18 protein-coding genes, 1 CRISPR repeat array and 1 other annotated feature are annotated in these 26,368 nt (G+C 27.1%); of the genes, 15 read left to right on the top strand and 3 right to left on the bottom strand.

The genetic code is table 11. The annotated features are described in order from the left end of the window. Positions 1–270 precede the first annotated feature (270 nt). From CLSA_RS12090 to CLSA_RS22540, 15 genes are all read left to right on the top strand, one after another. Positions 271–1,845, top strand: a complete 1,575-nt coding sequence (locus CLSA_RS12090; protein WP_022746622.1) for an MDR family MFS transporter — start codon at positions 271–273, stop codon at positions 1,843–1,845. 1,129 nt (positions 1,846–2,974) lie between these two features. Continuing rightward, entirely contained in the window at positions 2,975–3,667 is a 693-nt protein-coding gene (gene cas6 / locus CLSA_RS12085) for a CRISPR-associated endoribonuclease Cas6 (RefSeq protein WP_022746621.1), read from the top strand. Positions 3,668–3,682: 15 nt separating this feature from the next. Beyond that, positions 3,683–5,461, top strand: coding sequence for a crispr-associated protein, Csh1 family (locus tag CLSA_RS12080; protein ID WP_022746620.1), 1,779 nt, complete (start codon positions 3,683–3,685; stop codon positions 5,459–5,461). Next, the gene (locus tag CLSA_RS12075) at positions 5,461–6,438 is read left to right on the top strand and encodes a type I CRISPR-associated protein Cas7 (RefSeq protein ID WP_022746619.1); all 978 of its coding nucleotides are present in this window, start codon (positions 5,461–5,463) and stop codon (positions 6,436–6,438) included. Before CLSA_RS12080 ends, CLSA_RS12075 begins: the two co-directional genes overlap by 1 nt. A gap of 3 nt (positions 6,439–6,441) precedes the next feature. Beyond that, entirely contained in the window at positions 6,442–7,242 is an 801-nt protein-coding gene (gene cas5b, locus CLSA_RS12070) for a type I-B CRISPR-associated protein Cas5b (RefSeq protein WP_022746618.1), read from the top strand. 78 nt (positions 7,243–7,320) lie between these two features. Continuing rightward, positions 7,321–9,912, top strand: coding sequence for a CRISPR-associated helicase/endonuclease Cas3 (locus tag CLSA_RS12065; protein WP_022746617.1), 2,592 nt, complete (start codon positions 7,321–7,323; stop codon positions 9,910–9,912). A gap of 182 nt (positions 9,913–10,094) precedes the next feature. Then, positions 10,095–10,589, top strand: coding sequence for a CRISPR-associated protein Cas4 (locus tag CLSA_RS12060; RefSeq protein WP_022746616.1), 495 nt, complete (start codon positions 10,095–10,097; stop codon positions 10,587–10,589). Between the two features lie 9 nt (positions 10,590–10,598). After that, on the top strand, positions 10,599–11,597 hold the full coding sequence (gene cas1b, locus CLSA_RS12055) for a type I-B CRISPR-associated endonuclease Cas1b (RefSeq protein WP_022746615.1): 999 nt from the start codon (positions 10,599–10,601) through the stop codon (positions 11,595–11,597). After that, positions 11,597–11,887 carry a CRISPR-associated endonuclease Cas2 gene (gene cas2 / locus CLSA_RS12050; protein WP_022746614.1) on the top strand — a complete coding sequence of 97 codons (291 nt, stop codon included), beginning with the start codon at positions 11,597–11,599 and terminating at the stop codon, positions 11,885–11,887. The genes cas1b and cas2 overlap by 1 nt, the downstream gene beginning before the upstream one ends. Before the next feature lie 175 nt (positions 11,888–12,062). Further along, positions 12,063–14,181: direct repeats of the CRISPR family, unit length 30 nt; unit sequence GATTAACATTAACATGAGATGTATTTAAAT. Positions 14,182–14,667: 486 nt separating this feature from the next. Then, entirely contained in the window at positions 14,668–15,369 is a 702-nt protein-coding gene (locus CLSA_RS22110) for a lysozyme inhibitor LprI family protein (protein ID WP_022746613.1), read from the top strand. Between the two features lie 130 nt (positions 15,370–15,499). After that, positions 15,500–16,021 carry a cysteine hydrolase family protein gene (locus tag CLSA_RS12040; RefSeq protein WP_022746612.1) on the top strand — a complete coding sequence of 174 codons (522 nt, stop codon included), beginning with the start codon at positions 15,500–15,502 and terminating at the stop codon, positions 16,019–16,021. Between the two features lie 27 nt (positions 16,022–16,048). Beyond that, positions 16,049–16,564 (top strand): ClbS/DfsB family four-helix bundle protein, encoded by a 516-nt coding sequence (locus CLSA_RS12035; protein WP_022746611.1) that lies wholly within the window; start codon positions 16,049–16,051, stop codon positions 16,562–16,564. Between the two features lie 229 nt (positions 16,565–16,793). Continuing rightward, positions 16,794–18,515, top strand: a complete 1,722-nt coding sequence (locus CLSA_RS12030) for a methyl-accepting chemotaxis protein (RefSeq protein WP_022746610.1) — start codon at positions 16,794–16,796, stop codon at positions 18,513–18,515. A 567-nt stretch (positions 18,516–19,082) separates the two neighbouring features. Continuing rightward, positions 19,083–19,733 (top strand): putative cell wall binding repeat protein, encoded by a 651-nt coding sequence (locus CLSA_RS22105; RefSeq protein WP_022746609.1) that lies wholly within the window; start codon positions 19,083–19,085, stop codon positions 19,731–19,733. Positions 19,734–20,300: 567 nt separating this feature from the next. Continuing rightward, positions 20,301–22,208 (top strand): sensor histidine kinase, encoded by a 1,908-nt coding sequence (locus CLSA_RS22540; RefSeq protein WP_022746607.1) that lies wholly within the window; start codon positions 20,301–20,303, stop codon positions 22,206–22,208. A gap of 197 nt (positions 22,209–22,405) precedes the next feature. On the opposite strand, the gene asnB is transcribed toward CLSA_RS22540, so the two are convergent. From asnB to CLSA_RS12005, 3 genes are all read right to left on the bottom strand, one after another. Next, entirely contained in the window at positions 22,406–23,995 is a 1,590-nt protein-coding gene (gene asnB, locus CLSA_RS12015) for an asparagine synthase B (RefSeq protein WP_022746606.1), read from the bottom strand. Between the two features lie 49 nt (positions 23,996–24,044). Further along, positions 24,045–24,318 (bottom strand) — a binding site (T-box leader). A gap of 197 nt (positions 24,319–24,515) precedes the next feature. Then, positions 24,516–25,514, bottom strand: a complete 999-nt coding sequence (locus tag CLSA_RS12010) for an aromatic acid exporter family protein (protein ID WP_022746605.1) — start codon at positions 25,512–25,514, stop codon at positions 24,516–24,518. 16 nt (positions 25,515–25,530) lie between these two features. After that, positions 25,531–26,316 (bottom strand): PucR family transcriptional regulator, encoded by a 786-nt coding sequence (locus CLSA_RS12005; RefSeq protein ID WP_022746604.1) that lies wholly within the window; start codon positions 26,314–26,316, stop codon positions 25,531–25,533. Positions 26,317–26,368: the final 52 nt, after the last annotated feature.

The following is a 26,368-nucleotide window of genomic DNA, read 5'->3' as shown; positions in this document are numbered from 1 at the left end:
TTTGCTAAAAATATAGTTGTTAATTTACTATAATTTTTATAAAAAAGAGAAGTAAAAACGAATAGAAGTAAAAAGATTAGAAATGGTAAAGAAAATAAATCTATAGAAAATATTACTGAAATTAGAAGTCAAAAAACAACTTTTCATAATTTTTATACTTCTAAAAACAAGCAAGTATTTTTATCTAAAAATACACACAGAGTCTTAGACTTTGCGTGTTTAAAGTAAATTCTTAATTTATTAACGATAATGAACAATGGAGGAATAAAAATGAATGAAAATCCTAAAAGCAGAATTTTATTAGTAGGGCTCTTATTGGGTATATTTTTCTCCTCATTGGATCAAACAATTGTTGGAACAGCAATGCCTAGAATAATAGGTGATTTAGGCGGTTTAAGCATTATGGCTTGGGTAACAACAGCTTATTTGCTTAGCTCAACAACAGTAGTACCTATAGCGGGAAAAATGTCGGATTTATTTGGACGTCGCATAATGTATGTAGGAGGACTTGTTCTATTTATGATTGGTTCTATGCTATGTGGAACAAGTCAGAATATGACACAGTTAATTTTTTATCGTGGACTTCAAGGAATAGGTGGAGGAATTTTGATGCCAATGGCTATGACTATAATTGGTGATATCTTCCCACCTGAAAAACGTGGTAAATGGCAAGGAGTAATAAGTGCTGTATTTGGACTTTCATCCATAGTAGGACCTAGTATTGGTGGATGGTTTGTAGATAATGCAACATGGAGATGGGTATTTTATATAAACCTACCTGTAGGATTATTAGCTGCAATTACTGTTTTTATAGGATTAAGTGGTGAAAAGCGTGTTGAAGAAAAGGTAATAATAGATTATGCAGGTGCTTTGACTCTTGTTATATTTATTGTATCCTTACTATTAGGCTTAAGCCTTGGAGGAAAAGATTATCCTTGGATTTCATGGCAGATTATCGGATTATTTGCTCTATTTTTGATATTTTGTATTGTATTTATATTTATTGAATTAAAAGCAGAGGATCCTATTTTGAATCTTCATCTTTTTGAAAACAAGGTTTTTGTAGGTGCAAATATTGTTGGATTTCTAATGGGACTAGGCATGTTTGGTGCAATGATGTTTTTACCACTTTTTATGCAGGGTATAATCGGCATAAGTGCTACAAAATCAGGAAATTCAATGATCCCAATGATGTTAGGAATGATGGTAACAAGTGTGGCTGGAGGACAATTGGTTACAAAAGTAAAGTTCAGAACTTTGTTTATTTTAGGTATTGCCTTAATGGGAATCAGCTTGTATTTATTAAGCACTATGAATGTTGATACAACTAGTTTTACTGTAAGCTTATACATTATTATACTAGGTCTTGGACTTGGATTAATAATGCCAACAATAACATTAGCTGTACAATCAACCTTTTCTATTGAGCAACGTGCAGTAGCTACATCAGCAACTCAATTTTTCCGCAGTATAGGAAGTACTCTTGGTGTAACTATACTTGGAGTTGTGCTTAATAATCGCTCAGCAACTATATTGGATGAAAGTTTTTTTCCAATAACTGATAAGATTGCTGCATTACAAACTGGAGCTTTAGGTACAATGCTTCAAAATGCTCATAATGATCCACAAAGCTTATTCAACACTTTATTAAGTCCAGAGATATTAAATAAAATTCCATCACAATTACAACAGATTATGATTCCACCTCTTAAATCAGCATTAGCAGATTCACTTCATACTGTGTTTTTTGTTTGCACAATTATTGTATTGTTAGGAATACCTGCAAGCTTTTTATTAGGTGAATCAAAAATAAAAAACAAAACTAAGATGAGTGGAAAAAAATAACAGACTAAAAGATGCAATGTATATTTAGGCAGGCAAGAAAGTAAAATCAGCTCATAGTGACCCTATTAGTTGATTTTACTGATGTAGTATGATGCAAAATAGGCAAGCATACTGGTCTAGTATTTTTTGATTGTACCTAAATACAAATAAATAACTTATAATTTGGAATTAAGTGGTGACTAACTAAAAAATGATGCTCTTTTGGTTTGCTTACTAGAAAAAGGACTATAGATTTTTAACAATAGAAGTTGTATCATTTTCAGTATACTTTTTAAGAAAGTTAATGACATGGAAGAATGAAATAACTTCTACTGAATAAATTATACAGTCAAATTATCAACACAATTCAAAAGAATTCCTCATTATTTCAAGTGTACAATATATTTCATAGCATAAATCTAGTTAACATTTTGTTTATTTATAAGAAAATAATATCTACAGCTAGTATATATAGTTTAGAATCATATATATTAGCTGTAAAATATGAAATTTTATTATGAGGTGAAAAATTTTTTAGGGGTTTATCAAAATGAACAATTTTATAATAGGAGTTAGTTATACTGCAAGTTGAAATGTTGGATATGGAATTATTGATCAGTTTGATGAAACAATGCTAATCGCGACATTGAAGCTTTAGTTGTAGGAAAAATTATATAGTGTTAATAGCAATTTTATATTTAAGAAGTAGTAATTAAAATAAAAAATTACTACTTCTTTTATTTTCAAATATATTTGAAAGTAAAATATAGTTTCATCCAACGATTAATATTTTTTTAAAATAGTGAATAAAAAATTTTAGAAAGGTAATACTGACTAATGCGTTAAGTTGCTATATTAGTTAATACTAATGAAGTTATAAAGATGTGAGAAAAAATATGATTAAAGTAATAAAGAATACAGGAGGAAGATGTTACTATAGAAATGCATAAAGAAAAAAAGATTAGTAAAGTTATGATAAAGAAAAAATAGATATTTTAAGACATTATTTTAATTAATATCAACATTTATTAATGTATTTAAATTTAGTTTTAACTAATATTTTTGATTAACAACAACATTTGGATGTATATTAGTACCTTTATTTACAAATAAATACATTGATAGTAAAATTATAACGGGAGGTGTAAAAATGAATGTTTTTCAAATAAAGCTAAAAATATTTGTGCTAAAAGATATACCTATAGAAGATTCACAAGGAACAGTGAGCGCGTTTATTGATAGTGGATTGATTAAAGATGAGAAACTATTAGAATTTCATGAAAGTAATAAATTTAAAGGATATTGCTTTGATGCTCCATATCCATTAGAAGATGATAAGATTTATAAAAAAGATAAGATTTATACAATAACTATTAGAACTATAGATAAAAATTTAGCAGAATTTTTTGCAAATAAGTTAGTAAATGAATTTAATGAAAATGTTAAAGGTCTAACATCAGAAATAAGAATATTACCTAAGAAACATATTGAAAAGCTCTATTCAATAACTCCAGCAGTTATGAAAAATGAAGATGGATATTGGAAGAATAAAATTAAGTTGGATGATTTTGAAAGAAGATTAAAAGAAAATCTTATTAAGAAGTATAATAGTACAATGAATCTTAAGATTGATGAAGATTTTCAATTATATACATCGATTGAATTTAAAAATAAAAAGCCAATATCAACTAAATATAAAAATATAAAGTTATTAGGGGATAAGATATCTTTAAATATAGCGGAAAATGAAAATGCTCAAAAGTTAGCTTATATGAGCCTTGGAACAGGGATTTTTGAAATGAATGCTAGGGGATATGGCTATGTAAATTATAGATGGCTTTAAGGAGGTGAATATGATTTGCTAAAAGAGTGTCTTGAAGTATTTAAAAAGAAGTTGGATGAGAATGGTGATAAATTTATAATAGACTCATATGTACTAGAACAAGGAACATATCTTTTGATTGAACCAAAAGGTGATTCATATCAAATTAGAGAAAAAATTGACATAATATTTGATAAAAAAACTAAAGAAATAAATGGGAAAAGTAATTCTAATTTTGAAAATATATGCAACTATGATTATAATAGTAGAATTATAAACACTAATAAACCAATGGCTAGTGGAACTTTTGTGAATAAAAGGATAATTCATAGTAATAATTATTTTTCATTTATTGTGAAAAAAGAAAGTCTAATAAATGGAAAATTAACAAATGAAATCATTGATAATTATTATGAAACACTATCTGATCCATTTATAAAATATTCGAAATCTCAAAATGCTATGAAGATATATGAATCTGTAGAGAAAGAGCTAGGGAAAGTAGATAAAGAAATAGTAGAAAGAATAAGGAATTGGATAAAAGAAAATATATTTAATTTAGACATTGATATTAAAGGAAAAGACTATTTAAAGATATTTTTTGAATATCCTATTAAAGATTATAAAAGAGAAGGTAAGCGGTATTTAGTTCCCAATATTTACAACAGTAATGAGTTTAATATTATAGTTAAAGATAAGATATATGGACTTCCTAATGACAATATGGGACTTAATTCTAAAAAACCTTACTTAGAAAATAAAACAAGAAAAATCATAGTGCCATATTTGATAGATAATACAAATATATTACTACAAAAAAAATTTTTCGATTATTTGATGAATTTTGTAGTTATAGGTAGGACTAATGTTTATATTGATAACTGCAATAATAAAATTTATGTATATGAAAATGAAGAATTACCAGATAGAAATTTTAAAGGTATATTTCTAAGAATAAAATTAATATCAAATAAAACTGGCAAAGAAGTAGAAATACAAGATTATGATATCATAACTGGATACAAACCTAATTTAACTAGAAAATTTAAATTTAAAAATATTTTAAATATAGAGCAAAATTCTAAAAGTGTATCCATAAAAGAATATGGAGATTATGGAAAAATAAAAGAAATGCAGCAATTATTAAATGATATATTTTTTCAAAACAAATTAATAAAAAATTATTTTAAAGAATCCAAAGATTTGTTAATTGATGATAGTTCATTAAAAAGCAATCTTTTATTATCTAGAGAGACTATATTTAATTGGATTTATAAGGGAATAGATAATGATATATTTCCTGTATTAAATAAAATTTCCTTAAGCCTTTTAAAAGGTTCAATTAAAAATGGATATATTTCAAAGGCAAAGCATCAATTTAATTTACGATGGTCACTAATTTATTATTTTAAGGAGGGAAAAAGAATGGCTGAAATATTAAATGAAGTTAATGAAGTGTTAAGAAAGAAAATTAATTCAAAAGAATATGATCCAATAGAAAATGATGAACAATATTATTTTTCGGTTGGGCAAGTTGTAGCATTTTTGTTATCAAAATATAGAGGAAAAAACAAGCCATTTTCCTTGGCAAAACCTATTGTTAATTCTAAGAACAACGAAATTATAAAAGAAAATTTAAGGAAAATGTATAACAAATATAGTTATGATCCGAGTATAAACATAAAAAGATTTAAAAATTTTTATGTAATGATTAGCGGATATATTCCAGAAGGTAAGGTTAATCAGGATATGATTATAGCTGGATTTTTAAGTAATAGTTTGGTGTATGAAAAAGATAAGGAGGAAAATAAATAATGGATAAGAGAATATATGGGGTATTAGGAATTTCATCTATAATGGGTAATTGGAATGCAGATTTTACTGGATACCCCAAAACGACTTCTGATGGAATAGTATTTGGAAGTGATAAAGCATTAAAATATCCAATGAAAAAAATGTGGGAAAATAACGGAGAAAAAGTATTATATATAAAATCTATGCGAATATCTAATGAAAAAAAAGGTGAAATTCAAGTTGTACCAAGAAATTTGAAAGAGCGATACGAATACATCTTTAATACTGAAAATTTAAAATACTGTAAAGATACAAAGGAAATACTAACAAATTTATTTAAAACAATTGATGTTAAAAATTTTGGTGCCACATTTGCAGAAGAAGGAAAAAATATATCAATTACAGGTGCAGTACAGATAGGGCAAGGCTTTAACAAATATATAGGCACATATTCTGAAACACAACAAATATTATCTCCGTTTAGAGATGATTCAAAAGCTCAAAAAGAAGCGAAAAAGAAAAAAAATGAGAATTGGGAAGAAGAGGAGGATGCTAAGAATTCAACCCTTGGAAACAAAATTGTAAGTAATGAAGCTCATTATTTTTATCCATTTACTATAAATCCATTAGCTTATAAAGAATTTGTAGAACTTGGGGTGACTGATGGTTACACAGAAGAGGATTATAAAAAATTTAAGAAGACATCTCTAGTGTCAGCTACATCTTTTGCTACAAATTCAAAGATTGGATGTGAAAATGAATTTGGTTTATTTGTAGAAACAGATGAGGATTTATACCTGCCTAATTTATCTGAATATATAAGTTTTAATAAAGGAGAAAGTAAAAATACAATAGAACTAAATTGTTCAGATTTAATAAATTCAGTTGTAGATAAAGTTAAAGCAATAGAAATTTATTATAATCCTTATACAACTGAAATTAAATCTGATATAAAAGGAGCAAAAATTTATAATATATTTACACAAGAAGAGGTGTAAACAATGAAAATTTTAAAATTTACACTAAGTGGAAAGACTGCATTTTTTAAAAAGCCAGATGTAAATACATATTTGTATTTTACTTATGGAAATATTCATAGAGTGTCTTTACTTGGAATGTTTGGGGCTATACTTGGATATGGTGGATATAATCAGATGAAAAAAACTGATATATCAAAAAAAGCCAAGAAAAAAGACGACGAAAATTCTATTTTTCCAGAGTTTTATGAAAAGTTGAGAGATATAAAGATATCAATAGCTCCTAACAACAAAAAAGGATTTATTCCTAAAAAAGTACAAACATTTAATAACTCTGTAGGATATGCATCAAAAGAGCAAGGTGGTAATTTAATAGTTAAGGAACAATGGCTTGAAAATCCTTCTTGGGATATATATGTTTTAATAGATAGTGAAGAAAGCGAAAAAGTCTCAGAATATATATTAAATCACAAGGCTATATATCAGCCATACTTAGGTAAAAATGATCACTATGCTAATATTACCAATATAGTAGTAATAGAAAATAGTGAAATTGTAGAAATTAATAAATTAAATATAATAAATTCTCTTTTTCCTAAGAAACTTTTTGAAGTAGACCTTGAAGATGAAGACGAAGAAGAGGATGAATTAGCAGACGATGTTTATATAGAAGCATTTAAATATGAAGAACAATTACCAATAGCCTTAGACAAAAAAACTAATATGTATATATCAGAAGGGTTTTTATATACAAATATGAAAGTAAGTAGTCATAATAATGTTAATGTATATAAGGTTGGGGAAAGAAATATAGTTTTTTATTAGTACTAGGAGGGGAAACCCTCCTTTAAGTTTAGATAACAGATTAATTATACGTTAAATTAATTAATGGGAGGATAATTGATGTATTTTAATGAAAATTACTTTATTAATATAGATAATTTGTTGAGTAAAAAATATTCTTTTTATGCTCATTTAAAAAATGATAGGAAAGAGACGTTAAAAGAACATACAGAATTATGCAAAAATTATTTTAATAAGTTAGTAGACTCAAAGGGATTAGATAGAATATTTTTAAACTTTGAAGAAATATATTTAAAAAATACAAGTGAAAAAGGAAAATTATTATTTAGAGAATTATTGATGAATACAATTGTGCTTCATGATATAGGTAAGATAAATCCATTTTTTCAAAGCAGGAAGATGGGAAATAATTCAATAGAATATTCGGAGAAATTTTGCATAATTGATTCACAACATTCTATTATATCCGCTGTCTTATATTTAGACTATTTTATGGATAAAGTATTAAAATTAGAAAAAGATGATAAGAAGTGCATTAGATTATTTATGTTTTTAAATGCTTATATAATATCTAAACATCATGGAAATTTAGAAGAATTTAAGAAATTCCTATCTAGCTTTGATGATGACGAAGTTGGATTTAAGGTTATGAGTATTTTTAATAATACTTACAAGGATATATATTTAAAAGATTTTTCTTTATCTGAAGTTAAAATGAAAAAAGCATGCAATAATACAAATAATTATTTAAAAAAGATAGATAAAGAGAAAGCAGTATATCTGTATACTTATGAAAGATTACTATATTCACTACTTGTAGCTTGCGACTTTTATGCAACAACCGAATTTATGAATGGCGTTGAATTAAATGAGTTCGGTGAAATTGCAGAAATTAGCGAATTCTATGATATTTATAAAAGTACTAGTGTGTATAGAAATATAAGAAAATATGAAAATGAAGACTATTACAAAGATAGAAAAGATCTTAAGAATGAAAAAAACATAAATATTTTAAGGAATGAAATGTTTTTAGATGCAGAAAAAGAGTTATCTAAAAAGATAAATGAAGATATATTTTATTTAGAAGCACCTACTGGAAGTGGAAAGAGTAATGTTTCTATAAATTTGAGCTTCAAGCTTTTTGAAGATAATCCTACTTTGAAAAAGATATTTTATGTATATCCATTTAACACATTGGTAGAGCAGAATTTAAATACATTAAATGAGACTTTTGGTGAAAATGAAGATGTATTTAATAGGATTGCAGTTATTAATTCTATTTCGCCTATAAAGATGGATGAGAATAGTAAAAAGGGAGTAGATAATGAGGATAATTATGAATATTATGCTAAGGCTTTATTAAATAGGCAATTCTTGAATTATCCAATCATATTAACTACTCATGTAAGCTTATTTAATAGTATGTTTAATTCATTAAAAGAATCGGCATTTGCATTTCATCAACTTGTGAATAGTGTAATAGTATTAGATGAAATTCAAAGTTATAAAAATATTATTTGGGCAGAAATTATTTTATTTTTAAAGGGATTTGCCAAGATATTAAATATGAAGGTTATTATAATGTCAGCAACTTTACCCAATCTCAATATTTTAACTAGTAGCAAGGAAAGTACAGCAACATTAATTGAAGATAGAAACAAGTATTTCTCTAATTCGCTTTTTAAAGATAGGGTAAAGGTAAGTTATGAATTAATGGATGAAGATGATACTATAAATGCTTTATTAAATCATGTTATTGATAATAGTTATAAGAAGAAAAAGATATTGATTGAGTTCATAAAAAAAGAAAGTGCCTATAATTTTTATAGAAAAGTAAAAGAGTCTATAGATATGAATGATAGGATAAATTGTAGTGTTGAACTTATGACAGGCGATGATAATTCTATAGAGAGACAAAGAATTCTTAAGAGTATAAAAAGTTCAAATGCAGAAAAAGAAGGCATAATATTAGTTGCTACTCAAGTCATAGAAGCAGGAGTAGATATTGATATGGATATAGGGTATAAAGATATCTCTAAATTAGATAGTGATGAACAATTCTTGGGCAGGATAAATAGATCATGTAAAAGAAGAGGCGTAGTTTATTTCTTTAATTTAGATAGAACAGATGGAATATATAAAAATGATGTAAGAGTAAATACAGAATTAAGTCTACTAGATGATGATATGAAGAGAATATTAGTAGAAAAAAACTTTGAAGACTACTATCTACCAGTACTTAACCTAATACAAGAGAGATTTAATAATACTTTTAATGACAGTAATCTAGAAAAGTTTTTAATAGAAGATGTTGGACAATTAAACACTAGGAAAGTTGAGGAGAGAATGAAACTTATAGAAGAAGATAATTGGAACATGTCTATTTATTTAGCTAGGATTATAAATAAGGAAGAAGAAAACACTACAGTAAATATTGATGGAAAAGAGGTTTGGGAAAGTTACAAGGATCTATTAGCAAATAATTCTATGCAATATGCTGAAAAACAAGTTAAATTATCAGAAGTAAAAAGCAAAATGAATTATTTTATTTATCAAATTAATAAAAATAGTGATTTGCTTTATAACGACAAAATTGGAGAATTGTACTATATAAAAAATGGAGAAAAATATTTTGATGGGGAGAAGCTTAATAAAGATAAATTTAAGAGAGAAGTTGGGATTTTTGTATAATTTCAATAAAAAATATATAAATTTTAGGATTATAATTGCAGAAAATGCGTGCTGATTTTAAGATTTTAATGAAAATTTATATAAATTTTGGACACGGAATTTATACTTAATTAAGTTGAATTATAAATTAAACAAAGCGGGTTATTGCAACGAATAAATATGGTATAAGGAGGTTTTATGTATTGAGGATAAACGGTACTTTAATTAACTATTACTTTCATTGTAGAAGGCAATGTTATCTTCATGGTAATAGACTTAACTTAGAAGATAATAGCGAGACGGTAAAGATCGGGAAAGCTATTCATGAAGAGAAAGCTTCTGGATCGAAAAATGCTGAAATTTCAATCGATAATATTAAATTGGATAGACTTACATCTGAATATTTAACAGAAATAAAGAAATCAGATGCAGATATTGAAGCAGGCAAGTGGCAGCTGATTTATTATTTGAAAGTTCTTAAAAGTAAAGGAATTATAAGAAAAGGAAAATTGGAGTGTGTTGAAAAAAATAAAACTGATAAGAAAATTATGTATTTTGAACTAAGTGATGAACTTGAGAAGGAACTGGAAAAGTACGTTAAAGAAATAGAAAATTTAATTTTAAGTGAAGAAATACCTAAAGTATTAAATAAATCTAAATGCAAGAAATGTGCATATTATGAGTATTGTTATATATAGGAGGATTATATGGGAAGTACAAGATATATATCATCCATGGGTGAACTTACAAGAAAGGATGATTCTTTATGCTTTAGAAAAGAAGGGAAAAATGTTTATATTCCAATTGAAAATACAAAAGAGATTTATTGTCTAAATGAAGTGAGTATAAATACAAAACTATTAGATTTTTTATCGCAAAACAATGTAGTAGTGCATTTCTTTAATTATTATGAAGGATATAGTGGTACTTTTTATCCAAAAGCGCAATATAATAGTGGAAGATTATTAGTAAAGCAAGTAGAGAAACATAATAATTCAAGAATGACAATTGCTAAGGCTATAGTAAGTGGAATAGGAATTAATATAAGAGAGGTAGTTTATCATTACTATAAGCATAACAAAAAAGAAGTTAAAGGAACTGTAGACTGGATTAAGAAAGAATTTTTTGAAAGGATAGAAAAAGCTCAAAATATTAAAGAGCTTATGTCAGTAGAAGGGGAAGTATGGCAGAGATTTTACAGTGAATTTAAAAACTTTTTGCCAGAGGATTTTATTATGAATAAAAGAGTAAAAAGACCACCAGATAATCCCATAAATGCTTTGATTTCATTTGGAAATACATTGCTATATACAAAAACAATATCTGCAATTTATAGAACTCATCTAGATCAAAGAATAAGTTATTTACATGAACCTTCAGAAGGAAGATTTTCATTAAGCTTAGATATAAGTGAAGTTTTTAAGCCTGTCATTGTATATAAAACAATTTTTGACTTGGTAAATAACAAGAGACTTCAGGTTAATAAGCATTTTGATAAGAAGGTAAATTATTGTTTGTTAAATGAAGAAGGTAGAAATATATTTATTACAGCTTTTGAAGAAAGACTAGAATCTGTTTTTTTACATCCTAAATTAAAAAGGAGAGTTAGTTATAGAACAGCTATTAAACTAGATTGTTATAAATTAATAAAATACATAATGGAAGAGAAAGAATTCATTCCTTTTAGTTTAAAGGAGGGAATGTAGTGAGTAAAGTTAGTAATTATAATTATGCTTTTGTATTTTATGATGTCAATGAAAAACGAGTACAAAGGGTTTTTAAAGTTTGCAAAAAATACTTATCTCATTTTCAAAAATCAGTATTTAGAGGAGAAATGTCTCCTTCAAAGCTAATAAAGTTTAAAACAGATTTAAATAAAGTTATTGACAAAAATGAAGATTTCATTTGCATAATTAAGTTAATGAACGACAATGTATTTGGAGAAGAAGTATTAGGTGTAACATCGGGAGCAAATGGTGAGGATTTAATAATATAATTTACCAGGCAAAAACAAATTTATATCTACGAAAAACAAGGTGTAATGCGGATTAACATAAATATATTTAAAAAATTAATTTAAGTTGAGGGTGCTTGGTAAATTTTTAAGGATGTGTTACACTAACTATAATGAAAGCATTATCTTAATATAAGAAGTGGCTTTTTTCTTAGGGGATTAACATTAACATGAGATGTATTTAAATCTCAACTGACTAAATGTAAAATCAGAATACCTTGAAGATTAACATTAACATGAGATGTATTTAAATTGATGAAATATGCACTAAGAGGATTTGATTGATAGATTAACATTAACATGAGATGTATTTAAATATAACAACTAAAGTCTGATGTTCTTTACCCAAGTCAGATTAACATTAACATGAGATGTATTTAAATTTGATGGAACAATGGGCAATTGATTTAGGATTAACCGATTAACATTAACATGAGATGTATTTAAATAGTATAAATACGTTTCATTCTAATAATAGTTACGTGATTAACATTAACATGAGATGTATTTAAATGATATTTTAATATTTGCGATTCTTATTTTCTTTATGAGATTAACATTAACATGAGATGTATTTAAATACGAACTGAATTACCTGACCTTACAAAAGTGAGTCGATTAACATTAACATGAGATGTATTTAAATATTCTATTCTCTTGAGTTTTATCTATTTCTAAATGATTAACATTAACATGAGATGTATTTAAATACAGAAAAAGAAAATCCACTAACAGAGCAACCATAAGATTAACATTAACATGAGATGTATTTAAATTATGTTTTATCATATGTTCAACCTCACTTTTACTAGATTAACATTAACATGAGATGTATTTAAATCTACCACTTTTTGTATAACATATAGTAACATGAGTGATTAACATTAACATGAGATGTATTTAAATAACATAATAATAATTTCCTCCTTAAATTAAATTTGCGATTAACATTAACATGAGATGTATTTAAATGCTAATTTTAAATAAATATCAACATTTCCGGAATAGATTAACATTAACATGAGATGTATTTAAATTTAGGAATTACCATGTAGAATTTACCACCATTATGATTAACATTAACATGAGATGTATTTAAATGTTTTAGTATCAGTTTTAGTGTTTGTATCAGTAAAAGATTAACATTAACATGAGATGTATTTAAATAAAGCTTCTTAAAATCTACTTAAATATGCCTACCTTGATTAACATTAACATGAGATGTATTTAAATATATAAAAGGTCAAGATGGAAAAATTAACTGTTGGGATTAACATTAACATGAGATGTATTTAAATTTCTGATAATGTTAAGTTTAAGTCTGTTGCACAAGGATTAACATTAACATGAGATGTATTTAAATGAAGGAGCAGGGTCACTTGGATTATCAGTTTTCGGATTAACATTAACATGAGATGTATTTAAATTACATTGATTTAAAAGATGATGAAATTAATATAGTTGATTAACATTAACATGAGATGTATTTAAATCTCATCATTTATCACCTCTCTATTTTAAATACTTTGATTAACATTAACATGAGATGTATTTAAATTTTGCATCGAATCCAAGTTGAGTAAATCCATCTATGATTAACATTAACATGAGATGTATTTAAATTGTAGATAATAGTTTAGTACGAGCAAAAAGAATAAAGATTAACATTAACATGAGATGTATTTAAATTTCCATCTATTTGTAATACACTAGCATTAGCTGGAGATTAACATTAACATGAGATGTATTTAAATATCTACAATAGATAACTTAAGCCCAAGTAACTATGTGATTAACATTAACATGAGATGTATTTAAATTTGTATAAAAAAAAGAAGACTAAAACAAATCAAAGATTAACATTAACATGAGATGTATTTAAATAACCATAAGATACCTATGTATCCAAAAGGCGGTTTAAGATTAACATTAACATGAGATGTATTTAAATGCAGTAATTACACTCTTTGGTAATAACTTTAACCTGATTAACATTAACATGAGATGTATTTAAATTTATTTGAAATATCTATACCTTTCATTATTCATCTTGATTAACATTAACATGAGATGTATTTAAATTATTTAATAAGCTTATCTATAACTGGCTCAAAGTGATTAACATTAACATGAGATGTATTTAAATAAATTAGCCAATATAGCAAACAGAAAAGGAAGAAATGATTAACATTAACATGAGATGTATTTAAATAGTAAGCCATGGGGTAGCTACAGAGTAAGTGTAGGATTAACATTAACATGACATGTATTTAAATTTATCTAAAACATACTTGTGCTTTGTATAATTTAAAGACTAACATTAACTATGATGAAACCAATTGTAAAAGACATATTGTTTTTAGCATAAAAATCAGAAGAGGCAACTGAAAATGTATGGTAGTAATTATGGATTTAATAGATACATTAAGAGTAAGCTTAGAGAATTTAGGATTTAAATTTACGTAAAATTATGAATTAAAAAATAAATAGCAAATTATAAAATCGCATTATTCAAGAATGAAACAGCAACCTTTTTAATTTATTGCGTCAGTTGCCTTGTATTAAGAAAGGATGCATTTGCAATTTGGTAATATTACGTTATTCGTTACATGGAAAGTTTACAATTATTTACACAACATGTAGACTTGGCGCGGTAAACAAACATTGTTCTTTGATAAATAAGCACTATAATATTTACAAAATATGCTATAATTGATTGAAAGATAGTAATTTGTATGAGCGATTATATGAGGAGATGTATTATGATTAAAAATAATAAAAGAATTAAGCTTGTCATTGCTGCAGGGGTATGTGCTTTTATGGGATTAAGTGCAACAATAATGCACTTGGTAAATACAAATAATAATAAAAATGAGCAATCTGCAGAGGTGTCAAAATCTGAAGAAAATCCGCAATCTAAAGATGATGAAAAAAATAATGAAGAAAGTGCGTCTAAGCCTGATGTTAAGGAAGATACAGATAAAAATAAATCAGAAAGCAAATCAACAAATAATGTTGAAAAACCTACAGAAAATAAAAATAAGCAAACAACAGGCGTAAAATCAAAAAGTTCAGCTGATAGTAAAACTTTCACCAAAGTAAAAGGCGGCGGTGATTATATTAAAACTTTAAATGCAATTAATAGTATATTGGATGATCCTAATTTACTAGATGGAAGCACTTTAGAAATGAAGAGTAAAGTTAATCAGGAATATGATCTATGGGATGGATACCTAAATGAAATCTATAAAGTTATAAGTTGCAATTTACCAGAAAGTGAAAAACGAGATTTAGCCAAAAAAGAAAATGCTTGGATTAAAGAAAAAGAAAGCAAGGCTAAACTTGCAGGAGATAAATATAAAGGTGGTACAGCAGAGAACCTAGCATATAGCATATCTGCAGCAAAGTCAACAAGAGATAGATGTTACGAATTAATAAATACTTATATGGTAACAGATGATTAGAAGACTAGTTAATGCCAATAGTGTATTTACTAATCAGTGATTATAATAAATTAGTAAAGATTTATGCAAAGAAGAGGGACATATAGATAGAAGCATTTAAGATAAACAATGATTTACGAAGGAGATTAAAATGGTTTTATTAGTAATTGATACACAAAACTTAATAACAAATGAGAAATTATATAAATTTGATACGTTTGTATCCAATGTTAAAGAAATAATAAATAAGGCTAGGAAAAATAACATTGAAGTAATATATGTGCGTCATGATGATGGAGAGGGTAGTGAGCTAACAAAAGGAACTGACGGATTCGAAATATATGAAGAATTTCAACCAATAAATGGAGAAAAGATATTTGATAAAAATGTTAATAGTGCTTTTAAAGGGACAGGCTTACTGGAGTATTTAAGAAAGAAGGATGAAAAGGAAATAATCATTGTAGGGCTTCAAACAGACTATTGTTTTGATGCTACTATAAAATGTGGATTTGAACATGGATTTCATATGATAGTTCCAGCATATTCAAATACAACAGTAAATAATAAATTTATGTCAGCAGAACAAAGCTATAGATATCATAACGAATTCATGTGGAATGGAAGATATGCAGAATGTATTTCCTTTGATGAAACAATTAAAAGAATGAAGTAGTTAAAGTGTAAGAAAGGTTGTTTAAGTATGCCAGATTATAAAAGTAAGCAAGAATTAATTAATGAAATATCAAGTCGTGCAAAACTATTTATTGACGAATTTTCTGATATTAAAGAAACAGATAAAGATAAATTTATCGATGGTATAGATAGAACTCCAGTACAAATGATAGCTTATCAATTAGGGTGGCTTAACCTCATTCTTGATTGGGAAGAGCAAGAAAAACAAGGAATCACAGTAATAACTCCACATGCTAATTATAAGTGGAATAATCTTGGTGGATTATATGAGGACTTTTATAAACAATATGAGAATTATACTTTGCATGAATTATGCAGTATGTTTGAGGAAGCAAAAGAAAAAATTATCCATCTAACAGAAGGGTATACCGATATGGAACTTTTTCAATCTGGCGGTAGGAAATGGGCTTCTTCAACTCCTGCTAATTGGGCACTTTGGAAATGGATTCATACAAATACAGTTGCACCTTTTAAGTCATTCAGAAGTAAAATTAGGAAGTGGAAAAAGCTAAATCAAAGCTAATAAATTTCAATTTAAATATATAATTTTTTCTAACCTACAGATTATTTAAAATCTGTAGGTTTATATTTTTATCCAATTTTAGAAAATGTGGCATAAAGTATTATCCTGAAGTATCGATATATTAATATAAATAAAAAACTGTTGTATATTGTAGAATAAATACGAAACAACTCTTTTAATGTACAATTGGACTTTCTATAATGAATAGTATATAGAGGCGGGGATAAATTTGATAACATTATTTAAAAATTTGAAGGTAATACATAAGTTAATTTTATGTTTTGGTATAGTGATTACAGTTGTAATTATAAGCGGAATCATGAGTTATCATAAGATGAGAGAGGTTAATGGAAATCTAGATGTAATATATTCTGAAAGTTTGGTGAAATTATCAACAATACAGGATATTAGAGCTCATATGGCTGATTTAACTTCAGGATCACTTATTTTAGTTAATCCTGATAAAAAAGCAGTTGTTGATAAAACTATTTCAGATATGAATGGTTTAATAGAAAAGGATAATGAACTTACAAAAAAATATGAAGCGCTAATTAACAATGAAGATGACAGAAAGATATTTGCCGAATATTTAGAAAATCTAAATAGTTACAATAATGCAAAAGATAAATTTTTTGAAGTTGCAAAGGGTGGCGATTATGATGATATTAAAAATGAATTTGCTATTTTTGATGGCTACAGAGCTAAAATAAATGATTTACTTGATGAAGAAATAACATACAATGAAAAAAATGCAAAATCAAAATATGAGGATAGTCAGATAAAGTGTAAGAATGCTCTTTTTATTACAGTTATGTTTACAATAGTTGCTATCGGATTAAGTATCATATTTTCGTATTTACTAGTAAAAAATATTGATGATGCATTAAAGAAAATTAAGCAATTTGCTGGACGAATTGCAAAATTTGATTTTTCAAGCAATATAAATATAGTTGGGAAAGATGAGTTTGGAGAAACATCAGCATCATTAAATGAAGCACAAAGTAATATAGTTCATTTGTTAAAAAATATAAATGATAATTCAGATGATTTAAAGTCAGATAGTGAAGAACTATCTTTAACATCAAATGAACTTATGTCAAAAATGGAACATATGAATAGTGCCTGCAAAACTATTAGGGGAACTATAGAGGAAAATAGTGCTGCTTCAGAAGAAATAACTGCATCTATTGAAGAGATAAATTCAGCAGTAAATGAATTGGCTCAAAGGGCATTAACGGCAAGAAATGTAGCAAGCAAGGCAAAAGATAATGCTGAAAATATTCAAGAAAAGGGAAAAATTGCTGTAGATACTACTGAAAATTTATATAAAGGAAAAAGAGAAGCAATACTTAAAGCTATTGAGGAAGGCAAGATAGTTAATAAAATAAAACATATGGCAGAAGCTATTGAAAGTATAGCCGACCAAACAAATTTACTTGCACTAAATGCAGCTATTGAAGCAGCAAGAGCAGGAGAAAATGGAAAAGGTTTTGCAGTTGTAGCAGATGAGGTAAGAAAATTAGCAGAAGAATCAAAATCTGCGGTAAATGATATTAATGAAAATATCGGTAAGATTGATGAGGCTTTTGATAATATTTCTTCAGGCAGTAATGATATTTTAGTGTTTATAAATGAAAAGGTAATACCAGAATTCAATAGCTTTGTTGAAAGTGGAGATCACTACTATAGAGATGCAGACTATATTAATAATTTGTCTGAAGAATTAGCCTCAACATTAGAAGAATTTTCGGCAACTATAGGGCAAATAAGTGAAGCTGCTCAAAATGTAGCACTTAATGAACAAAAATCTTCAGAAGAAGTTGAGGTTGTAGGAGATATTGTTAAGGATACTACAAAAATAGCAGTTAATGTATCAGGTACATCACAAAATCAAGCCAAGTTAGCTGAAACATTATATGATCAAGTAGGTAAATTTAAAATAAAAATATAACTTAAAGATATATTAGTGAATATAAATAATTTAATTTTTAAGGTAAGTGATAAATGTCTGTAAATGCAATAGAGCATTTGTCACTTACTTTTTTGTGATATTTGATTTAGTGTAATTTTTAATAAAGCTTATTGAATTAATTATGAAGAAAACTTTTAAGTATTAGTACAATTAACATGAAATTTAAATTTAATGAAACAAGTAAAAAAAGGTTTAGATAATTATGGATGAAGGCAACTTTGTTTAAAGATTTAAGTAGAATTAAAAAAACATAAATTTTTAACCTATCAATTAACCATCACAGAACTTCTTATAAGACTAGTAAATTAGGAGTTTTATGAAGATAAAAATGCACAGATTAACCATAAGACTAACCATCCACTAACCAAGGGTTAACCAAGAGGTAACCAAGTACTAACCAACGCCTAACCACTAACAAGAATGATAAGAATTATAAGAATGATAAGAAATATAATAGATATAAATAAAAGAATTTAATTTTATGTTGCGTAAAATATTCAAGTAATGTAAAATATTACTATGGTGTAAAAATAGGGGGATAAAATAGTGATTACAAAACATTTAAATAAAATTATAACTTTATGGATAATGGCTGTATTGTTATTAGCATTTAATCCAATGGGGGCTTCAGCTAGGGTAAGTGAAAATGAAGCAAAAGATTTAATACTTAGGTATGGAAATGATGATATTTTTAGTTATGATTATAATTATTTAAAAACTAATTTAGTATTTAGTGAGGAAGTTTCAAAAGACAAGTTAGATGACGGTCTATTAGGAAAGGGACTGTATAAAATTACAAAAAGTAATGAAAATTTATATTATTTTCAATTAGAAACAGATCATTATTACGTAGGTGTAGATAGTGGGCAAATATATTTATATGATGGTGGTTCTGGGTGCGGAACATTTCATTGGATTGAAAATAATAAAGTAGTTAAAGTATGGTATTGGGGGAGAAAAGAGATAGATAAAGATGGACAGTTCGGTGGATGGGAGTATAGCGATTGGCAGCAAAACAATGGTTGGGTATTGCTAAGTGATAATACTTGGTCTTATTATGTTGATGGATTACAGAAAACTGGCTGGATTTATGATAATGGTAATTGGTATTATTGTTATAGTAATGGTCAAATGGCACATGATACAACTATTGCCGGATATTATTTAGGTTCCAATGGTGCATGGACTAATAATTAATATAGGATCCAGCGGAGATTATAATGAGATTGCTCGTCACTCTGCTAAGTTATACATAGTTGTATGACCATGAGAAATTATGTATTATTTCCATTGTATCTTGTGAAATTCCAGAGCTTTATTTCGCTATATACATATTCAACCTGTTTAAATACAGTTTTGCAATTGAATCTATATGTGATGGATTATCGTTTTTTAAAAGAAATAATAAATATAAATAGATTACAGAAAAGAGAACGTGTTACTTACAAAGATGGAAGCTTATCTAATGAAAAGATGAGCTTCTATTTTTTTATAACGAAGTAACTTCATACTTAGTAGCTGTTATTTGAGTACTGCATTTTTTAAAATCACTAGAATTAGTTTCAAAAAAATTTAGTAATTTTATTTTGAGTTTGATTGATTCAATTATGGATATACAATTAAAAAAATACATTAATAGTATAAATATGATACAATATAGATAAATATGTATATCAATGTAGAAAATATGAAAAATAAAGATAAAACATCAAAAATATGAAATACGTTTTTATCTTAATTCATTAATTTGACAAGGAGGAAATTATGAAAAGTATAAAATCAAAATTAGTATTATATTTAGGGGTACTAATAGTAATTATATGTATAGGACTTAGCGTAGTTTCATATATAAACTCATCAAATGCACTACTATCGAATTTAAGTAAGACTCTTCCTAGCATTGCAGAGCAAACAGCTAGTAGTGTACAAGGAAGAATTGAAGGAAAGTTAAATACATTAGAGTCTATTGCCGAAAGGTCTGAAATAAAAGATATTAACAATTCATGGGGAAATAAGATGTCTATTCTTTCAGATGAAGGTAAAAGAATAGGCAGTGTTAGATTGGAAATTGTGGATAAGAACGGAGATATAAAAAAAGCAGATGGGAAAACTTCTAATGTTAAAGAGAGATCATATTTTAAAAATGCAATATGTGGAAAGAGTAATGTGTCAGATCCACTTGTAAATAACACAGATAAATCTGTAGTAGTTATATATGCAGTTCCTATTAAAGATAATGATAATCAAATTATAGGAGTGTTAATTGATACACAAGATGGTAATGATTTGAGTGAACTAACTAACAGAGTTAAAGTTGGAAAAACAGGCTATGCATTTATGATAAAAAAGGATGGAACCAATATTGCTAGTACTGATAAAAATAAGGTGATTAATATGCATAATCCAGTTGAAGAAGTAAAGACAAATCCAAGTTTCCGAGCAATAGCAGATATTGAAATAAAAATGGGTAATGGCGAAACTGGAATGGGTGAATATTTCTCAGGAGCAGACAAATATGTAGGATATGCTCCAGTAGAAGGTACTGAATGGTCAGTAGGAGTTATAGTATTAAAAAGTGAAATATTATCAGAATTGGACACTTTAAAGAGTTGGACTGTATTAGTGTCTGTATTGTTTTTATTAATTGGATTTTTGATTATTTACATTATTTCTAGCAATATAGTTAAAGGCATAAAATCAGCTTCAAAACATTTAGATTTATTGGCAAATGGTAATCTTTATAAAGAAGTTTCTATTAAATATTTAAAACAAAAAGATGAAATTGGAGCTATGACTAGCTCTATGAAAGCAATGCAGCAATCTCTAGAAAATATGATTAAAAAAATAGAAGAGGATTCTGCTAAAAAAATAAAAGAAACTCTTAAAATTCAAGATGAAATATTCGCAAATGTATCACATGAACTTAAAACTCCTTTGAATGTAATTTTTAGTGCTAATCAATTAACTGAATTGTATGTAAAAAATAGTTTAATTGAAGATGATAAAGAAAAGATTTTAAAAAATATAAATATAATAAAACAAAATTGCTACAGGTTTATGAAACTTATAAACAACATAGTAGATATATCAAAAATGAATTCGGGCTTTTTTAAAGTAAATCTATCCAATGAAAATATAGTTGATGTTACTGAAGAAATTGTGCAATCAATATCTCAATATATTAATGCAAAACATATAAATATTATTTTTGATACAAATACAGAAGAAAAGATTATCGCTTGTGATCCTGAAAAGATTGAAAGGGTTATTCTAAATCTTATTTCAAACGCAATTAAGTTCACTAATACAGATGGAAGTATTTTTGTAAATGTAATTGATAAAGGTGATACTGTTGAAATATATGTAAAAGATACTGGTATAGGAATTGAAGAAAAGCACTTAAAGAATATTTTTGAAAGATTTGAGCAGGTGGACAAGTCTATTTCGCGTAATGCTGAAGGAAGCGGCATTGGATTATCTTTGGTAAAATCAATTGTTAATATGCATGGGGGCAAAATAAGCGTTGAGAGTGAAGTTGGCAAAGGAAGTATATTTAAAATAGAACTTCCTGTAAAGATTGTAGAAGAAATAGAAGTTTGTGAGCAAACTAAAGCGTGTAATAATAAAATTGAAATGATCAATGTTGAATTTTCGGATATATATTCAATATGATAATTATGATAGAGTAGAGGACATGAATATCGTTTTTGACCTCTGACATATAAATCCTTGACAATTCCAATGTAATATTATCAAGGATTTTTTAAAATTTTTAAGATGAAAGGTGCATTAGAAATATACGATTAGGTATGTTTCTAATGCACCTTTGTCTCAGTTATATAGTATATATTTATTTTATATTTTGTTGATTATTTACCGCTATCACCATAGTTTGATAATACTCTGGCACTAGGGTCATTTACGTTACAGCCTTCCCATTCTTTGTTTGGCATCCAATAATCTACTATCATTTCAGCTTGTTTTGGATAATGCTTTTCAAAAATTTCTCTATATAATAATGATTCTTTTGTGAATGGTTTAGCATGATATGCATATTTTTCACATAGTTTTTCAAAGTCGTCATCAGAGTAGCATTTTTCGGCATATTCTTTCAAGTAATCTACCATAGAATGACCTACAGCATCACTGAATGCAGCTTTATCACGATATAAAATGCTGTTTGGTAGATAATCGCCTTCAAATGCATGTCTTAAAAGGTATTTACCCATGTTGTAGGTATTTAATTTCTTTTCAGGATCTATTGCCATAACATATTTTACAAAATCTAAATCTCCAAATGGAACTCTTGCTTCTAGAGAATTTGAACTTATACAACGGTCTGCACGAAGTACATCATACATATAAAGTTCTCTTACTCTCTTTTGAGATTCTTTTTGGAACTCACCTGCATTTGGAGCAAAATCAGTATATTTATATCCGAATAATTCATCAGAAATTTCACCTGTTAGAAGAACTTTTACATCAGAAATTTCATGGATTTTCTTACAAAGTAAATACATTCCCATACTTGCTCTTATTGTTGTAATATCGAAAGTTCCAAGAAGCTTAATAACTTCATCAAGTGAATCGATAACTTCTTCTTTTGTCATATAAACAGCAGTATGATCACTACCAATATAATCTGCAGCTTCTTTTGCGTATTTTAAATCAATTGCATCTTCAGTCATACCTATGCAGAATGTTTTAATTTTCTTTTCAGGATATAATTTTTGAGCAACTGAGCATACTAATGAACTATCTAAACCACCGCTTAATAAGAACCCTACAGGAGCATCAGCATCCATACGTTTTTCTATAGCAGTTACTAATTTATCATGAATGTTTTTACAAATAACTTCTAAATCATCTTTGCAATATTCACCTTCAGTTGCTGCTATATCACAATAACATGTGAATTTACCGTCAGCATAATAGTGGCCTGGTGGAAATGCAATTATCTTGTCTGTAAGACCAACTAAATTTTTTGCTTCACTTGCAAACATTATTTTACCACTTTCAGAATAACCGTAGAATAGTGGACGAATTCCAAATGGATCTCTTGCTGCAATGAAAGTATCATTTTCACCATCGTAGATAACAGTTGCGAATTCTGCATCTAGTTTTGCAAACATATCTAATCCATATTCATAATACATAGGAAGTAGTACTTCACAATCACTATCAGAAATAAACTTATGTCCTTTTTCCATTAGTTCATCTTTAAGTTTACGGAATCCGTAAATTTCACCGTTACAGATAGATGCATCTTTTTTTCTTGTGAATGGCTGCATTCCACTATAACTTAAATCCATAATAGCAAGTCTTTGAAATCCTAAAATACCAGATGGCAAAGTAAGAATTTCAGTCATATCTGGTCCTCTTGACTCAGTTCTTTGTAATGATCCTGCAAATTTTTCATGTTTCATGTCTGTACCTGTATAACACATAATTGTACACATATTAAAATAACCCCCTCAGATATATAAAAATAGCGTCAATTCGTTCTATTAATAGGACGAATTGACGCTTATCCGCGGTGCCACCTAAATTACCATGTTGGTCTCTTTTTTTCCAGCTACTACTGGTATTCAAATAACGCATGAAATACGGCGCACCTAGTTTATTTGAACCTAAATAAAACATTAGTTTAAATTACAGTTTACAAATATTTCAGTTTGCAACTCCGGAGTGTTATTCAAAAAAACTCTGCCGCTGGGTTCACACTATCCCCAACTCACTAAGGGTGAATATTCTTTTTACTTCTCTCCATCATTGTTTTTGTCTTTGTTGAATCTAATTCTAAACTCAATATATTGCTTTGTCAATACTTTTTTTATTTAAAAATGACGAAACTTAGATTATTAAGTTATATTAACACGACAGCAGGAAAAACTTTATTAATAGTCTTTATATTGGTAGAAAATATTTTGGCAAAAAAGCTTATATTTAAAGCAATACAAGTAGATTTTCCATTATTTTTTACTTATCATCTGCGTTAGTATTTGTATTTTTATTATTTATATTAACAGACTTTTTAAAGTCTCTTTTTATAACTAAAAAATCCTCTAAATCATTTAAAAACTGAAATAGTAATGCTCTATTTTCAAATTCATTTCGATTTTTAGGCAGTTCCATATTAGCATAATCTTTTCTTAGTAAATTCAGTTTATCAATCAGTTCGATGCAATCATTATCTTCATAAAGATTCATTGCAACATTATTGGTGAATTCTGATAATATCTTAGTTTGTTCGTAAGTCATGTAAAACCTTGAGAAATGCCTATTCATTTTTTTCATAGCATCTAATTGAAGTATTCTCATGTCTATATAATTTACATAATAATCATTTTTCTTAAATAATTTATTGTTATTTATTGCTCTAGCTATATCTTTAGATTTCTTTACGAGATTTTCAACTTCCAATAATAGTTTTTGTTCATAAACTGGTATCGCGTGAGTAACTAGCGTAACAGCCATATCAGATAATAATGCTCTATAGCAGTCTTCTATTCTTTTTTTATTCTTTTCAAATTCATCTTCCAATGAAGCAGTATAGAAGTTAAAAAACATTGCAACTCCAATACCTATTACTGTTAGCTTAGCTTCGTTTATAATCCAAGAAGCATTGATATTAGCACTTGTTAAAAGATGAGTTGAAAGTACTGCACCGACAACCATACCTTCTTCCATCTTTAAAACTTTAGTTAATGGTATAAATATTAGCAAGAACAATCCAAATACAACTGGGTTATTACCAAGTAACATGTATAGCACGAAAGATAAAAGAATCGCTATGGTAGATGTAATTATTCTTCTCCCTCCAATTAACAATGCTTCTTTCTTAGTATCTTGAATTGTAAGTATTGCAATTACTCCTGATGTTACTCCAAATTGTAAGCCTATGTAATTTGATATAGTTATTGCTATTGTAGCTGATAAAGCCATTTTAAATACTTTTGATTGTAAATATTTTTTCATATGTATTTCTCCTGTATCAATCATTTAATTTACCATAGTTATGTAATTTGTAAGATAATAGTTTAAAGGATAGTTCTAATTTTAGCAAGTTATTACCATTATCAAATGATGTATCAAGCAAATTTTGAATTTTATTAAGACGATAAAAGAATGTACTTCTGTGTATATTAAGTTTGCTTGAAGTGTTATTAGCATTCCTGTTATTTTCTAAATAAGTTTTCAGAGTTATAAATAATTCAGCTTTGTTTTCTTCATCAAATTTAATAAGTTTTTTGATCCAAGGGTGAACTAAAGTTGATAAATTTATTTTATGTAGATCATTGGTAGTATTATTAGCCATATGAAATAAGTAATACTCAACATAATCTTCAAAATAGTTTAGATTTTCATTAATTTTCATATATGAAGATAGTTGCAATGTATTTATAGATTGATAAAAATAGTCTTTTATATATGATAAATTTTCAAAAACAAAACTAATACCACACCTTAAGTTATTTAATTTCAAAAATTCTAAGAGAGATGATTTTATACTCTCACTAATAACTTGTTGATGAGAATTGCTTATAAGAAAAATAATCATATCTTTGTGATATGTTGAAATACAATTTCCGAGTATTCTCTTTAATCCATTAATTATTTGCTTCAATCCAAAATTATGCCTATAATCTTCATATTTTTGTTTGTATGGTATTGAAAGTATAAGAAGATTTTTATCTAAGATAAAATTACCATGTTTTAATCGTTTTTCAGCGTATTCAAGATTATCTATTTTATTTACTATAGGTTGTTGAATAAACAAAATTTGTAAAAAATAAATAAGTCATTCCTTTGTGATATAATAATTTCGCGAA

Source organism: Clostridium saccharobutylicum DSM 13864 (assembly GCF_000473995.1).
Lineage (GTDB): Bacteria > Bacillota > Clostridia > Clostridiales > Clostridiaceae > Clostridium > Clostridium saccharobutylicum.
This window is presented reverse-complemented; position numbering and strand designations above follow the sequence as displayed.

Excerpts from the sequence above, each read along its gene's own strand:
- CLSA_RS12090 (WP_022746622.1), top strand. The coding sequence starts at position 271 with ATGAATGAAAATCCTAAAAGCAGAATTTTATTAGTAGGGCTCTTATTG.
- cas6 (WP_022746621.1), top strand. The coding sequence starts at position 2,975 with ATGAATGTTTTTCAAATAAAGCTAAAAATATTTGTGCTAAAAGATATA.
- CLSA_RS12075 (WP_022746619.1), top strand. The coding sequence starts at position 5,461 with ATGGATAAGAGAATATATGGGGTATTAGGAATTTCATCTATAATGGGT.
- cas5b (WP_022746618.1), top strand. The coding sequence starts at position 6,442 with ATGAAAATTTTAAAATTTACACTAAGTGGAAAGACTGCATTTTTTAAA.
- CLSA_RS12065 (WP_022746617.1), top strand. The coding sequence starts at position 7,321 with ATGTATTTTAATGAAAATTACTTTATTAATATAGATAATTTGTTGAGT.
- cas1b (WP_022746615.1), top strand. The coding sequence starts at position 10,599 with ATGGGAAGTACAAGATATATATCATCCATGGGTGAACTTACAAGAAAG.
- CLSA_RS22110 (WP_022746613.1), top strand. The coding sequence starts at position 14,668 with ATGATTAAAAATAATAAAAGAATTAAGCTTGTCATTGCTGCAGGGGTA.
- CLSA_RS12040 (WP_022746612.1), top strand. The coding sequence starts at position 15,500 with ATGGTTTTATTAGTAATTGATACACAAAACTTAATAACAAATGAGAAA.
- CLSA_RS12035 (WP_022746611.1), top strand. The coding sequence starts at position 16,049 with ATGCCAGATTATAAAAGTAAGCAAGAATTAATTAATGAAATATCAAGT.
- CLSA_RS22540 (WP_022746607.1), top strand. The coding sequence starts at position 20,301 with ATGAAAAGTATAAAATCAAAATTAGTATTATATTTAGGGGTACTAATA.
- asnB (WP_022746606.1), bottom strand. The coding sequence starts at position 23,995 with ATGTGTACAATTATGTGTTATACAGGTACAGACATGAAACATGAAAAA.
- CLSA_RS12010 (WP_022746605.1), bottom strand. The coding sequence starts at position 25,514 with ATGAAAAAATATTTACAATCAAAAGTATTTAAAATGGCTTTATCAGCT.